14 protein-coding genes are annotated in these 14,982 nt (G+C 44.9%); 6 read left to right on the top strand and 8 right to left on the bottom strand.

Annotation, left to right across the window (positions count from 1 at the left end):
- Positions 1-8: 8 nt before the first annotated feature.
- The 3 genes from L3C95_RS00335 to L3C95_RS00325 are packed head-to-tail and all read right to left on the bottom strand — an operon-like array spanning position 9 to position 2,023.
- Positions 9-1,253 (bottom strand): RNA polymerase sigma factor, encoded by a 1,245-nt coding sequence (locus tag L3C95_RS00335; RefSeq protein ID WP_236384061.1) that lies wholly within the window; start codon positions 1,251-1,253, stop codon positions 9-11.
- 4 nt (positions 1,254-1,257) lie between these two features.
- Positions 1,258-1,602 (bottom strand): YciI family protein, encoded by a 345-nt coding sequence (locus tag L3C95_RS00330; RefSeq protein WP_236384060.1) that lies wholly within the window; start codon positions 1,600-1,602, stop codon positions 1,258-1,260.
- A 13-nt stretch (positions 1,603-1,615) separates the two neighbouring features.
- Positions 1,616-2,023: a DoxX family protein gene (locus L3C95_RS00325; protein ID WP_236384059.1), complete on the bottom strand. Its 408-nt coding sequence runs from the start codon at positions 2,021-2,023 to the stop codon at positions 1,616-1,618.
- Positions 2,024-2,310: 287 nt separating this feature from the next.
- Here L3C95_RS00325 and L3C95_RS00320 point away from each other — a divergent pair, with 287 nt between their 5' ends.
- On the top strand, positions 2,311-3,540 hold the full coding sequence (locus L3C95_RS00320) for an FAD-binding oxidoreductase (protein ID WP_236384058.1): 1,230 nt from the start codon (positions 2,311-2,313) through the stop codon (positions 3,538-3,540).
- 88 nt (positions 3,541-3,628) lie between these two features.
- Here the strand turns inward: L3C95_RS00320 and L3C95_RS00315 are convergent, their stop codons facing one another.
- The 5 genes from L3C95_RS00315 to L3C95_RS00295 form a co-directional block, all read right to left on the bottom strand.
- On the bottom strand, positions 3,629-5,821 hold the full coding sequence (locus tag L3C95_RS00315; RefSeq protein WP_236384057.1) for a pyridoxal phosphate-dependent decarboxylase family protein: 2,193 nt from the start codon (positions 5,819-5,821) through the stop codon (positions 3,629-3,631).
- Between the two features lie 45 nt (positions 5,822-5,866).
- Positions 5,867-6,595, bottom strand: a complete 729-nt coding sequence (locus tag L3C95_RS00310; RefSeq protein WP_236384056.1) for a hypothetical protein — start codon at positions 6,593-6,595, stop codon at positions 5,867-5,869.
- 285 nt (positions 6,596-6,880) lie between these two features.
- A complete protein-coding gene (locus L3C95_RS00305) occupies positions 6,881-7,699 on the bottom strand; it encodes a helix-turn-helix domain-containing protein (RefSeq protein ID WP_236384055.1) in 819 nt (272 codons plus the stop codon).
- Positions 7,700-7,701: 2 nt separating this feature from the next.
- Positions 7,702-8,613: a hypothetical protein gene (locus tag L3C95_RS00300; RefSeq protein WP_236384054.1), complete on the bottom strand. Its 912-nt coding sequence runs from the start codon at positions 8,611-8,613 to the stop codon at positions 7,702-7,704.
- 1 nt (position 8,614) lies between these two features.
- Positions 8,615-9,145, bottom strand: a complete 531-nt coding sequence (locus L3C95_RS00295; RefSeq protein ID WP_236384053.1) for a GNAT family N-acetyltransferase — start codon at positions 9,143-9,145, stop codon at positions 8,615-8,617.
- Between the two features lie 139 nt (positions 9,146-9,284).
- Here L3C95_RS00295 and L3C95_RS00290 point away from each other — a divergent pair, with 139 nt between their 5' ends.
- The 5 genes from L3C95_RS00290 to L3C95_RS00270 all read left to right on the top strand — a co-directional run bounded on the left by L3C95_RS00290 (position 9,285) and on the right by L3C95_RS00270 (position 14,884).
- Positions 9,285-9,782: a hypothetical protein gene (locus L3C95_RS00290; RefSeq protein WP_236384052.1), complete on the top strand. Its 498-nt coding sequence runs from the start codon at positions 9,285-9,287 to the stop codon at positions 9,780-9,782.
- A gap of 172 nt (positions 9,783-9,954) precedes the next feature.
- On the top strand, positions 9,955-11,994 hold the full coding sequence (locus L3C95_RS00285) for a beta-L-arabinofuranosidase domain-containing protein (protein ID WP_236384051.1): 2,040 nt from the start codon (positions 9,955-9,957) through the stop codon (positions 11,992-11,994).
- A gap of 18 nt (positions 11,995-12,012) precedes the next feature.
- Positions 12,013-12,954: a WD40/YVTN/BNR-like repeat-containing protein gene (locus tag L3C95_RS00280; RefSeq protein WP_236384050.1), complete on the top strand. Its 942-nt coding sequence runs from the start codon at positions 12,013-12,015 to the stop codon at positions 12,952-12,954.
- 165 nt (positions 12,955-13,119) lie between these two features.
- Positions 13,120-14,694, top strand: a complete 1,575-nt coding sequence (locus L3C95_RS00275; RefSeq protein WP_236384049.1) for an anti-phage dCTP deaminase — start codon at positions 13,120-13,122, stop codon at positions 14,692-14,694.
- Positions 14,684-14,884 (top strand): hypothetical protein, encoded by a 201-nt coding sequence (locus L3C95_RS00270; RefSeq protein WP_236384048.1) that lies wholly within the window; start codon positions 14,684-14,686, stop codon positions 14,882-14,884. The genes L3C95_RS00275 and L3C95_RS00270 overlap by 11 nt, the downstream gene beginning before the upstream one ends.
- Positions 14,885-14,982: the final 98 nt, after the last annotated feature.

The following is a 14,982-nucleotide window of genomic DNA, read 5'->3' as shown; positions in this document are numbered from 1 at the left end:
TGAGTAAATCACCCGGAAGACTTCAACCACTCTATCTCCTTCAACAACGTTCGCTTCTCCGCCGCTGACTTAGTCAGCTCAATGGCGCTATTATAATGCATAACAGCTTTATCAACATCCCTGTCTGCATATAAATATCCCAGCAGAGAATGATAATAACTATTACTTTCCAGCTGTAACTTTTCTGCTTCTATAATACCCTTTTCGTACCCATACACTTTGGCAAAAGCAAAGGTCCTGTTCAGGGCAGTCATAGAAGAATATTCCAGCAGAATAAGTTCATTGTACAGCTGCAGAATATGTTCCCACTTTTTATCGTCTGTAGGTGTTGTATGCCAGTAGGCAATACCCGCTTCAAGATGATATTTTGAAACTTCGTTCCCTGAACAGGCATTCACCAGATAGTAATTCCCTTTGTCAATCAACTCTTTGCTCCACAGATTTTTATCCTGTTGTTCAAATAGTATAGTGTCGCCCGCTTCATTTTCCCTTGCATCCAGCCTGGAGCTCTGATAACACATCAGCGCAAGAAGTGCATTCACTTTTGTAGTATTGGTTAATGGATGTTCTACCAGCATCAGCGTAAGCCGGATAGCTTCTGAGCACAGCTCTTTCCTTATAACATGATTATTAGATATAGAGAAGTATCCTTCATTGAATAGCAGGTATAAAGTTCTGAGAACCGTCTCGAGCCTGGACTGAATAGCCTCTTCCTGTAATGTAGTGATCTTGAAATCATCATTACGGAGATTGCTCCTTGCCCTTAGTAAGCGCTTCTTGATAGTTTCAGTTTTCGCAAGAAAAGCGTTCGCTATCTCTTCTACACTGAACCCACAGAGGATTTGCAATGCCAGGCAGATCTGAGCCTCAGGTGAATTAGCCGGGTTGCAAACAGCGAAGATCATTGCCAGCTGACTGTCATTGAATAGCTGCTGTGTAAATTCAATATCGGGTTCAGATTGCTGGTCTGCGGTTTGAATATTTCCCCTGACCTGCGTTTCAAAGATCTGCTGTCGCTTGAGAAAGTCTTTGGTTTTGTTTTTTGCTACGGTGTAAAGCCAGGCTGTAGGATTGGCAGGTATGCCATTTACACCCCAAAGCTCTGTTGCCTTCAGGAATGTTTCACTGACAATATCTTCAGCTATCTCTATATGCTGCAGGCCAAAATGACGGCATAATACGGCCGTCATTTTAGCGTACTCCAACCTGAATAAGTGAGGCAAAAGCTGTTGCGATGTTGCCTTTTCCTTCATAGCGTTAATTGCTGTTATCGCGTTTTATCACTTCCCTGACCTCCACATTACCGCCAGATTGCAGAACAGGATTGTTTTTAGCCAGTTCTGCTGCGTCGTCGAGACTATCCGCTCTGACAATCACATAGCCGGCCACAAATTCCTTGATCTCTGTATAAGGGCCGTCAGTTACAACATTGCCCGGTCTAACGGTCTTAGCACTGACAGGCGACAAAGAATTACCTTTGTCAACCAGTTTGTTTTGAGACGCAATACCCGCCAGCCAGTTCATTCTTTCCTGCATCTGCTCCGGAGATGGCTTGAAATCAGCATTGTTGCTGGTCCTGAAGATTAATACAAACTCTTTCATTACAATAGATTTTTTATTGTTCCCCTTTATGACGATCGAAAATACGGGATGGGGACAAGTGAGCTGTCCTGCAAAAGTAAACGTAAGAAATGATTAAGACCAGCAGTCCTATAACAGGTGATATGAAACTAACCGCCGGCGCCTGAATGGCGGAAAAGGAGATAATAGCGCATATGACATTGATGCCAATCCCGGCGTAAGCCCATTCCTTTACCCTGGCGGGAAGAGGTGCCAGTATTACCACACCACCAAGTATCTTAAATACCGCCAGGCTTATCCTGAAGTAACGGGGATACCCCATCACATGGACGGTGTCAATGAAAAAAGGCAGCGCCAACAGGCCCCAGGCGCCCAGGATGGAAAACATGGCCACAAAAACGGTCGTTGCCAGATAGATAATTTTGTCTGTTCTCTTTGTCATAATATAAAATTGTATTCCTGCCTATGACGATCGGAAATGCGATACGGGGACACATAACATAATTGGTGAGACAATCTCCCCAGCTTTGGTGACAACCTCAACTGCCTTTTATTCGAATCTTTGCATCATCAGATAATTATGATCAAAGGTGAACTATGAGCTACATGAAACAATCATCCCTTGATATGGTGTTTCCGCTGAAGAAAGAGCAGGTGCTGTTACCCGGCGAAAGTGAGTATAATAAAGAGATGCAGATATGGAATGGCGCAGTAAAACACTAGCCAGCCATGATCATACGGCCTTATAATTCCAGAGATGTGCAGGCTGCCCTCTGGCTGGCCCGGGAGAAGAAAATGCAGGTATCAGTACTGGGAGGAGGACATGACTGGGCCGGACGCAGCCTGAACGAAGGCGGTATTGTGATCAGCATGGGCAGAATGAACGACATTAAGATAGACCCGTTGCAGCATGTTGCGAGAGTAGGTGGAGGTATTAAGGCCAAAGAGCTGATCGCCGCTGCCGCTCCTTATAAGCAGCTAGCCGTTACAGGAAGCATCGGTATGGTAGGATTTGCGGGCTTTACACTGGGAGGTGGTTATGGCCCCTTAAGTCCTTCCTACGGCCTGTCTATTGATAACTTGCTGGGAGCAGAGCTGGTACTTGCCGACGGCAGTATTGTTTATGCCAGTGAGACTACCTATCCCGACTTATTCTGGGCCATACGTGGTGGTGGCGGGAACTTTGGCGTAGTGACTTCTCTGACCGTTCGCCTGCATGACGCAAAACCTATCTTATCCGGTCTCATATGCTTTCCCTGGTCGGAAGCTGAGACCATCCTTCAGCGGTATGCAGCATTTATAAAGCAGGCGCCCGATCAACTGTCATCGTCGATTGGACTGCTCCCCGCTCCGGATGGGTCGCCGTTGTTATTTATCGCCCCCACCTGGTATGGGGAAATTTCTGAAGGACAGCGAACCATCGATCAGTTCAGGGAAATGGGCACAATAGTCATGGAGCAGGTCACACCTATGGCATACGGAGACGTCTTGGCCATGTTTGATCAACATGTAGTAGTGGGGCGTCATACTAGCATACAAACAAGATGGATGGCTGATCTGTCGGCAGACGTGATCGGGGAAATTGGCATAGCCGGCAATGAGCGTACCTCTCCATTCTCCATGATGAACTTCCAATACTTTCATGGTGCGTCAACACGCGTGGCATTGGCCGATACAGCTTTCGGATTACGAAAGCCGCATTTTATGATAGAAATTCTTTCCATTTGGGAGCCGGACGATGCTGCCAATGCGCAGCGTCATATCCAATGGGCGGAAAAGCTGTCTGCGAAGATGGGTAAGGATAAAGCCGCGTTCCCGGGTGGTTACCCGAATATGCTGGGGCCGGAAGAATACGATCAGATTGATGAAGCATTTGGGACGAACCTGCCCCGCCTTCAGCTGCTTAAGCAGCAGTATGATCCCGGAAGAGTGTTCAATGGTATCTCAATCCCTCAATAATAGTTTGATAGTTTTAAACGACAAGTGAAAAGCCACATCGTTTTGATGTGGCTTCTCGTTTTTATGGCACCCTTGTTAACCGATCCTTTTATGCTTCTTCCAGCGCGCCTACCAGCTTCTCTACCTGCTCCAATACTGTCTGACGCAATACCTTCACCAGCTCTGGGATGAAGTTACCTTCTGAAGTATCTGTCAGCCACGGGTTCATGGTAGTGGAAATCAGGATATTCACCGGCTCATCGTTGTCGATGGATAGGCCCAGGCGTTTTTTGTAGTCATCTACAAATGACTTACCATATGATTCATTATCAAACTGTGATTGTGTTAAATACATCGGTGTCCTGGACGGATGATCGTGTTCGCCCGGAGAAAGACTCAACGCCTCGAAGATATTCAGGTTGAGTTCATTCAGTTTATCCACACTCTTGTTAAGCACTCCGTTTTCTTTGAAGTTGAAAGTGTAGGTAATAATGATCTGGTCACTGCCCAGTTCCGGCAATAATGCTACTGCCTGCGGATTGGCCATGATCTCTTCATTGGTTTTCGGTACGATCTCTTCCTTGATGAACTCATATTGCTGCTTTATCTTATCTGGCCCTTCGCCGTTTTTCTCTGCCGGCAGCCGCTGGAACGGTACAATGATGAACGGATCGTCCGGTTCTGCCATCGTGATAAAGGCACTATACAGGCGTTTGCTGTTGAACAGACATTTACCAAGGATCTGACCATAACCGCTCTGGTCCAGCGGAATTACCTGGTGGCTCATATAAGCAGCGGCTGCAGCAGCCCCTGGTTTGGAGCCTTCCAGTCCGTAGATGCCTACGGTCGGATCTACACCGCCGTGATAAACCACCGGTGCTGCGAATGCTACCAGGTTACGCATGGCGCCGTTTTTATAACAAAGACCACCTGCGGGATAAGGAATATATCCTGCTTTATGTGGATCGATGGTAATAGAATCCGACTGATGAATATGCGCATACTGTTCTGTTACATAAGCATTCATCGTGAGTGTAGGCGTGTACAACACAAATCTGTTGGATATCTGGCGTTCCGGTTTCCGTAGAATGGCAGTAAAATAACCACCCCAGGCTGCGTCAGAATGGATAACGAAGTTCAATCCCTGTTTCCTGAACTCTTCACGTACCTCTATGATATCCTTCAGTGGATCTACCGCACTTTCTTCTGTGGTGCCTATCACAGCCACTACCATCAGTACAGGCATGCGATTGTCCAGCGCGTTTTGTAGCTCTTCCTTTAAACGGCCTATATGCAGCCGTGCATTTTCGTCCACATACACCTTGATCAGGTTATTGGCGCCGATACCCAGTACTGCAGCCGATTTAGGCCATGAATAGTGACAGGTGGATGCCGCCATCAGTACAGGCGGTTTGATACCACTGTCAACGTACTTATTGACACCGTCGAAGCCGATATTCTGGATGCTGTAGCTCTCCATAATATCGTTGAGCAGGTCCAGGCTGATATGAAATTCTGCGTTTAATCTGTCCGGCAGGCTAAGTACCTCATCAACGGAAAGGTTCAGCAGGTCCCAGCTGCTTGCTTCGGCAATAGTAGTAACAGAGCCGTCGGCGAGCCTTATTTTCAGCGCGCCCGCTTTCTGCAGTAAAGGTTCATTTTTAATGGCAGCAGCCAGGCTGATAGCATAATACTTCAGGTTGCGTGCAGCCCACATGGCTTCATTATTGGCAATGGAGCCATCGCAGGTAATATGTCCCCAGGCCTTAGGTCCCAGTGTCGTTTCATCTGAAATATTATATCCCAGCATCTTGCATAGTTCGTCACCAACGATCATTTCGAGCACGGTGGTAACGGGCGATGCTTCAGCGGCGACGTTATTAGGGTTGTACAACATCGTGCCGAAATAACCGGCCATACTGGGCAGGGTGGTATCCCAATTCATATGCGACTGCCAGCGATAACTCCAGAAAGGTACGGAACCTTTCAGCTGCTGCAGCAATACATCCAGTTTTTCTTTCAGTACTCTTACCGTTTCCTGGTATTCCGGTGTTTGTTTCATTTCTTCTGTCACATATACCGGATCGTTCGGATACAGGTTCTTACGGTCGTTGCAGTGATTGTCCAGCGCGTGACGGATCAATGTCTGCAACAGTTCTGTATTTTCCGCTTTAGGCCCCAGGAACCAGCCGGCGAGGTCGTCGGAACCGGTTCCCTTTACCTTAAGCTTTGACAATAGTTCTTCATGTTGCTGCGTCAGGTTACGTGCAAAGCGTTGATGCGAGGTTAAAGGTTGTTTCATGACAGTGACGTTTGAATGGATGTGAATGTGATAATGGTTTCCTGATTATACATAGAAGCCTTTCGCAGCCGTTTGTTCGGCCGGCATGTTTACGATTTCTGTGTCAAAGAAAATATCCTCACCTACATGTAATTCATACAGATCTTCCTGGCCCTGGAAGGTTACTTTATAACTGCCCGGGGCCAACGGTGGTGTGTCTGGCATAGGGGTAGACGGTATGCCTATAAAGCCTACATTGGCGGAGATGGCCAGCTGCTCAGCGGGGAGCCAGTCAGGCACTTTGTCGAGCGCGATGATGCTCAGGAAGTCTTCTTCTTCCGTCAGGTAGTGGTCAAGAAAGGCTTCTTTTTCATTCCCGAAAATGATATAGGTCAGATCATCAGGATAAGGGATCGAGTAATCGAAATGGCGCGCATATACAATTCTGGTGATCGTTGTGGTTACATTGTGGATAAGCGGCTCGTCCTTGTTGGGGTCCGCAGGCATGCCCCTGAAAATGTCTGCCTGGAAATTTTTGGTTATGCCCAGCATGACATCAGGAATAGTGAACAGATCGGTTTGCAGGTTGCCTAGTACATAATAATTACCGGGATTGGTCTGCCGGTCATTCAGATAGGCTGCTTTCGCTTCAGGTGAGATGGTGATTTCCAGCGTTACCTGGTACATGTGGTTCTCCATATTGAACATGGGCAGATGGCATATGTATAATGCTTCTGTACCATTCAATATAAACCCATGTTGATCCGGGGTGTTGATAATGGAGTTTTTCATCATTAAATGGAATTAAAGTGGTTTGGACGATGTGACTGCGTGTGAGAAAAAAGTCTTCTTTCCGGTTGGTATATACCGGCATTTAGCTCAAGGATGTTGCGTCGACGCGTTATACGTTTTTTATGTACGAATAAATAGCTTAAAAAAAGAAATCTGGTAAACGTTGATGTTGATAGTGACCTGTTGTTTATGGTTTCTTTGAGGTGTAAAGAGAATAAAGCAATTCGCAGTTGTATTGTTAAGTTAAGGTATATTTCTAATTCGTAAAAATATTTTTCATCAGGTAGCTTATACCAAAAGGGATGGCGGCCGTCCCGTTATTTGCCTGCTGTCTTTAGCAAAATGGGAAAAATCAGTGTAGCCAAAATCCTCACAGTAAAAATGATAGCCATGTTTTTTATATGCTATTAACGCCTGTTTTAGCCTGCTGATCCGTTGGCAATATTTAGGCGTAAAGCCGATATACCTGAGAAAATCCCTTCTGGCTGATGCATAACTGATCCAGTTGGCCTGACATATTTTTTCTATTTCCTTTTCTCCTTTTAGTTGTAAGAAATGGAATGACTTCATCAGCTGATGCAGCCGTTGTAGTTTCAGATAGTGACGGTCATTGACCAGGCGTTTTAGCAGCACCTGCTGAAATAACAGTATCCTTTCCCTGAAACTGCCCGCTTCCATTAACTGTTCCAGCGGCAGCTCCTTTTTCCATAAACAGGAAAGGTCTGCATGTGTATTGACAAATGATGTGGCTTCTTCTCTGAACAATAAGGTGGCAATGCCGGGCCTTAATTTCACAAAGAAGGTATGCATGCCTCTGGTATAAATACCGGTATGTAAGACCGACGTGTGTCCCAGCAGGTGAGCATGACTGAACACGGCGGGAGTTTCACTGCCATCCTTTAAAGAATACCAGGACTGTTCATTCAGATTAAACGCTATTAGCGTATTGGAGGAAGGCAGGCCATTGATGTAAAAGTCAGCCGCATGAGGATGGGTGCTTATTTCGAAATAATAGTCAACATACTCCTCAAAGGGAGCGGCCGGATAAGCTATTTTAAAAAAATGGTCTTTGGCGTCTTCTGTTAAAAGCTGGCCTCTCTTTAGCATACTTACATTATTTGACTAAGATAATCGATGCCCAAACCGGATATAAAACATCGTTCCTTTTTATTCTCTAATAGCTGTTGTGTCCAGTTGACGAATCCTCCATCCGCAATTTCTATTTCTTCTCCATGTACATGGATGACGGCTTTGTATTGTATTCCCTGGTAGTAGTCATTAGGCGTTGCAGCTGTGTCTATTACAACCGGGAAAGTATTTTTAATGTCATTAAAGATCCTGTCTGCTAATTGACCTTCCTGTCTATATCCAGCCCTCGGCTGAAGTTTAAAATATTGTACTTCGACCTGGAAGACCTGCAGCAATACACTTTGTAATGCCAGAAAATGTTCCCTGATAGCGTTTATTTCGAAAGTGAAACTACCCGTATCCATGCCTGCACTTACAAAACCGGCAACGGTGAAATGCGGACTATGCCCTTTGACCTTCACCGGCGGCGTGCGCACGTGCCGGTGGGTGGTACAGTATTTCAGCACATCAGCACTTCTCTCTTTTTTCTTCTGATCAGCTATATGCAGGGCTATAGCGTTGGTCGCATCAGACAATACTTCCGTGCCCCTTGTCGCACTGACAATTTTCTTCTGGCTGACGGGTGCAACAGCGGCACAGGTACCCAATACTGAAACAGGCGATAATTCCAGGGGAACGAATCCGCATTGCTGTAGATGTTGGAGTGTATTCAACTCTTTCGTCCGCAGTTGCAATACATCCACAGCTGCCGGCTGTACGAACCGGTTCAGACGATATTGCTGTAATAGCTTTGATGGCGTTAGCTGACCGGCTTTCCGGTCAAATACTTCCAGTAACAGTGAGTTGAGTTCCGACCCCGACAGCTCTTCCGATAGGATGCTGACAAGATCGACGCCTGTTCTGTCTCGTATTTTTGCTAAGATCTCCTGCATGTCAATATTTTAATAATGCATAAAAATGCTCGTCAAATAATTCGTTATTCTTTAATACAGCTTTCTTTTTGATACCTTCCAGCACAAATCCATTCTTTACCAGCGCCGCAGCTGAGTACAGGTTATACGAAAACACACCCGCATAGATACGGATAATGCCTGTCTGACTGAAAGCATGCCGGCACATAAGACGGATCGCTTCTGTCATAATGCCTTTATGCCAGTAAGGTTCTCCCAGCCAATAACCTATTTCAGCAGTATGCCGGTACACATCCTGCTGTGGTACCAGGCCGATGACACCGGCAAAGGCATCCTCATAACAAATGGCCTGGCAATATCCCCACGCTCCTTCCCGGGCCTTTTCGATGTAAAAAACTGCATCCTCCCGTGTATAAGGGTGCGGAAATACATTCCTTAAGTTACGGGCAATTGCCGGATTGTTAGCCAGCACAGACATCACATCTGCATCCGCCGGTTCGAGGTTCCTTAAATATACACCATGTGCTCCCTCGATGATCGTAGTGATTTCCATGCATCAAAAATCGTCATTTCGTTCCTTTGTACTGGTGTAAGAAACTTGCAATTTTCACGAAGCCTTAACGCCAATCCTGCCGGCTAGATAAGAATATTTGAATTATTTCATTTAATTTTCGCCCTCAATTTTTATTTAAATGCGAAACCAGCTTATTACATTGGCAGCCTGTCTGTCCGTTTTTTCATTCACTGCCTGCAAACATGCGCAGAAAGCAGCATCTACCACATCTGTACCAACAACAGCAGAGGAACTTGTTACCACCATGTCTGTACCTGAAAAAGTAAAAGTGGGTAGCCCTGTTATGCTGAAATTTACCGTGAGCAATAATTCCGGAAAGGAATTGCAGTTCTGTAAATGGCATACTCCATTCGAAAAGTTCATGAACTCTTACTTTGACATCCAGGACAGCAAAGGCGAACCTGTTCAGTACAAAGGGATTATGGCAAAAAGGATCATGCCTCCTCCCGCAGACGCCTATATCAAAGTGCCTGCAAAGAACAAGGTATCCGCTGAGATCGACCTGCTGACCGGTTACAGGATCACTGCTCCCGGCACTTATAAAGTGACCTACCAGGATAGCGGTATGAGTGGTCTTACCAAAGTAAATGAAGTAACATTCACTGTGACGGAATAACGCCTCACCTTGATAATCAGAAGGTCCGTGAAGTATTTCACGGGCCTTCCGTATTTATAAGAATAGCAGGCCCGCCACTCATAAATTCTGCGCTGATAAACAGGCAATTATTTATATTTTAGTTCTTAGCCGAGGAGTACCCGCCCTCTTACTTTTATTCCAAGAACGCTATATGAAGAACATTGCTATTATTCCACTACTCGTTACGGGCCTCTCTTTCACCGCTGCAGGTCAGGTGAAGAAAATACACAAAATGGTCCCTCAGGTCCGGCAGTATACCGGCAACCGTGCTCCGCTCTATCAGAAGCCATACATCGAATTGCCTCTAGGCGCCATTGAGCCACAGGGATGGCTTAAAACAATGCTGATCAACCAGAAAGAAGGCGCTACCGGTCAGCTGGATAAGCTTTATCCACTTGTAATGGGCCCGCGCAATGGCTGGCTCGGTGGTGATGGCGACCAGTGGGAACGTGGCCCTTACTGGATAGATGGGCTCCTGCCGCTGGCCTATATTCTGAAAGACACGATGCTGATTGCCCAGGTGAAACCCTGGGTGGAATGGTCTATCAAAAGCCAGCAGCCGGATGGATATTTTGGCCCCTCCCACGACTATCCTTATGAACCCGGTATACAGCGCGATAATAGTCGTGACTGGTGGCCGAAGATGGTGATGCTGAAAGTGCTGAAACAATATTACACAGCTACCGGCGATGAGCGGGTCATTTCCCTGCTGACCAATTATTTCAGGTATCAGCTGAAACAACTACCCACCTTTCCGCTCGATCATTGGTCTTTCTGGGGCAGGTTCCGTGCCGGGGACAACCTGATGGTGATCTACTGGCTGTATAATATCACCGGCGATCAGTTCCTGCTGGACCTGGCGAACCTGATGCACAAGCAGACCTTCGACTTTACAGAAGCTTTTCTGCATAGTGACATGTTACACCGTCCCGGCAGTATTCATGGTGTAAACCTCGCACAGGGCATGAAAGAACCGCTTATCTATTATCAGCAGCATCCGGATAAAATATACCTGGAGGCCACTAAAAGAGGCTTTGACGATCTGCGAAGATATAATGGCATGGCCCATGGCCTGTACGGCGGAGATGAGGCATTGCATGGCAATAACCCCACACAGGGATCTGAACTCTGCACGGCTGTGGAAATGATGTTCACATTGGAAAGTATACTGGAGATCAGCGGTGATGTGAGTTATGCCGATCAGCTGGAGAAGATCGCATTTAATGCCTTGCCTTCTCAGATAGCAGAAGATTTTATTCAGCGACAATATTTCCAGCAGGCCAACCAGGTAATGGCTACCCGGCACACCCGCAACTTTGACGTGAACCATAGCGGCACTGACCTTTGTTATGGCTTACTCTCCGGATATCCCTGCTGTACGTCCAACATGCATCAGGGCTGGCCTAAGTTTACGCAGAACCTCTGGTATGCTACGGCCGACAAAGGCATTGCCGCATTACTCTATGCGCCAAGTGAGGTGACTACTTATGTGGGCGATCAGACGGTAATCTCTTTTAAGGAAGAGACCAGTTATCCGTTTGGAGAATCGATCCGTTTTACATTATCCACCGGAAAGAAAAATGCAACCGTGACATTCCCTTTTCATCTGCGCATTCCTGCCTGGTGTAAACAAGCTACAGTAAAGATAAACGGGCAAATATGGAAAGACGTGGAGGGTAATCAGATTGTAAAGGTAGACCGTACCTGGAAATCAGGTGATGTCGTGGAACTATTGTTACCCATGCAGATCTCCAAAAGCAGATGGTATGAAAACTCCATGTCTGTTGAGCGTGGGCCTATTACATACGCATTGAAAATAGGGGAGGAAATAAAGAAGGTGACAAATGATAAAGACCCGATAGAATATGGCGCTGGTTATTATGAAGTACGGCCTACTACTCCGTGGAACTATGGACTGATAGAAGTACCTGACGATAACCTGCAGGAGAATTATATCGTGGAAAAGAAGGATAGCACCGTTAACTTTCCATGGGATCTGGAACATGCACCAGTATTGATCAGAACAAAGGCTAAACGCATTCCTTCCTGGAATTTATACAATGAAATGAGCGGGCCGATCCCCTATAGCATGACGTACGGATTGGAGACCGGTGAGGCTGAGGATATTATACTGGTGCCTTATGGCTGTACAAAATTGAGAATATCGCAGTTTCCCGTAGTTGGCAGATAACATTACAAATTGTACGACATGAAATATCTGGCATTTCTATTTGTGTTGATCATCACCATACAAACAATACAAGCACAAAATACATCACCCGCTGCCGGGAGGATCTACCGCTCTGTTGATCAGGGGGAAAGCTGGCAGCGTATAGATAGTGGTTTTCCCGCCGCTGCTGTTGTAAATGATTTTGCCTTTCATAAAGGGATGTATTTTGCGGGTACGGAAGCGCATGGTATGTATGTAAGCAAAGATCATGTGCGTAGCTGGACGAAAACAGGAACCGGGCTTCCGACAAATATCAAGATTGATGCTGTGGAAGGAATAGGGGATGTATTGGTATTAGGCAGTAACCAACACGGTATTTATATTTCTGCTGACAATGGTGCTAGCTGGCAGGCCTCGAACAATGGACTGACAAATCAGACCGTACGCTGCCTGTATGTCTATAACACAATGATATTAGCAGGGACTAACGGAGGAATCTTCATTTCCCGTAACAGCGGAAAATCCTGGAAGCCTGTTTTCACCGACAGGCAGATCAACGGTTTAACATCACTCAACAGTAAGCTCTACGCAGGTACTAACAAAGGCCTTGTATTATCTGTGGATAATGGCGATAGCTGGCGCTCAATATACGATGCTCACACTTTGCATAATGTTTCCAATGACGGCGAATACATATTTGCGCTTTGCTATGGCCCTGTTGTATTGAAAACAAAAGATGACGGTGCACACTGGATACAATCGGATAAAGGGTTACCGGATTTATATACTTTCCAGTTGCAACGGACCGGAAAAAGATTGATCGCTTGTCAGTGGGATGGTGTATACAAGTCTGATAATAATGGCAGCAGTTGGGAGAAGACCAGTAATGGACTACCTCCGAAGGCTGCGTTTACGGAGTTGTTAATAACAAATGATGGTATAATTGCCGCCGGGCCATCCTTAAAAAGATTAAGGGAGTAATCAACTCCGTAATGCCCGTCTGTTCACATTGACTCCATGCACATCAACAATGTATTTATACTGCTGTGATATTGCCTAAAATAAATTAATAAATGAATGTTATGATTTTGTGGTTATAGCAACAGATTATAATAGTCAACAAATTTATTATTTAAAATTAGTCATATGGCAGAACCTGCACTTAAGATCGTTGAGTCGAGTGATGAAACTAGTAATATAAGGAAAAAGGAGGAGGAAAAGGAATTGAAAGAAAGAATATCTTCCACTCATACAGAAGAGCTTATAATAGGATTGTGCGGTCCGATTGGAACAGATATTCATTTCGTGGCAGACCAGTTTAAGCGTATTTTGGAAAACGAGTATAATTACGAGTGTCGTATTATTAAACTCAGTTCGATTATCAGGAAGAGGGCGCAGGCAGGTCTTGTTACTACGGTTGCCTCAAAATATGCAGAGCTTGAGGCATTAATCAATATGGGGAATGATTTTAGGCAACAGAATGGGGCCAATATATTGGCGCAATTAGCTATTAGCGAGATTGCGGCCCACCGGGAGAAATTGAAATTAAATGCGCAAGACGATACATTTAAAACAAAAAGGGTGTGCTATATTGTGGATTCTATAAAGAACCACGAAGAGTTGGAGCTATTTCGGCTCATTTACTCGGAACTTTTTTACTTTGTCGGTGTTTTTTCTAATGTTCATACACGGGAGAAAATGCTTGAAAAAATGGGATTAAAAAAAGAGGAGATATATAATCTTATCGACAGAGATTCAGGCGAGGAATTGAAGTTTGGGCAAAGAGTATCCGAAACATTTGTTCAGGCCGACTTTTTTCTTCGCCTTGAACAATCTCATCCTCCTGTTATTGTAGCTAAAATATCACGGTTCTTAAATTTAATATTTAATTCAGATATCGTAACTCCCACAGGTCATGAGACTGCTATGTATCAGGCATTTGCCGCGGCGGGTAATTCAGCATGTTTGAGTAGGCAAGTTGGCGCCTCAATCATAGATGAAAAAGGCGAAATCATCTCAGTCGGTTGGAATGATGTACCCAGATTTAAAGGAGGAGTATATAAATCAGTAGCCGGGGATCCATTAGGACAGGACGATCATAGATGTATGAATTTCGAAGGAGGTAAGTGCTCCAATGATGAAGAGAAAGCATTAATACGCGATGTTTTGGTCAATGAACTTGTGAAAAGAAATCTCGTTAAGAAGGAAGATATAGCAGAGGTAACTAATGTTATAAAAGGTTCCCGTTTAAAGGAGTTGATTGAGTTTTCAAGAGCTGTACATGCAGAAATGCATGCCATTATTGAAGGTGGTCTGAAAGGCGCTCAAGGCATGAAAGGTGGCAAGTTATATTGCACAACATATCCATGTCATAATTGTGCCAGGCATATTGTCGCCGCTGGTATTACCGAGGTTTATTATATTGAGCCTTATCGAAAAAGTCTGGCGCTTAAATTGCACTATGATTCTATTACAGAAAATGAAACGGAACTTAACAAGTTGAGAATTCTTTTATTTGATGGGGTTTCTCCGAGGCGGTTTCTTGAACTTTTTAGGATGTCTTCCGGTCATATAAGGAAGGACCAGGGGAAAAAAGTCGTAACAGAGAAAAAAAGCGCTTTGCCAAAGAAAACTATATCTTTGCAAGCAATTCCGATTTTGGAAAAAGAGGTTATTAAAGAGTTGAAAAGTAAGCATTTAATTAAAGCTGATGAAAGATAAGAAGGATAATATCAGTAATATTGAAGAGTCCAGACAGCGTTTGGACCAAGACGATACTGTAGACAAAGAATTGAATAGTCACAATACTCTTACCAGTTCCACGGTGAAAAAAACATCTGAGGCTAAGATTATTCGGATGGATACAGATGCCTACTTGTATAGAAGTATTCTCAATAGGCGGATGGAGTAATCAGTAAGTTAATTACTAGATATAAAACATTGAAACCTGCTAACAAGCAGGTTTTTTATTGCTTTTAGCATGGGTCTATCAGGCCCATAACGAAAGTA

The organism is Chitinophaga filiformis (assembly GCF_021646545.1).
Lineage (GTDB): Bacteria > Bacteroidota > Bacteroidia > Chitinophagales > Chitinophagaceae > Chitinophaga > Chitinophaga filiformis_A.
Note: the sequence above shows the minus strand (reverse complement) of the source record. Positions and strands in the feature narration are given on the sequence as shown.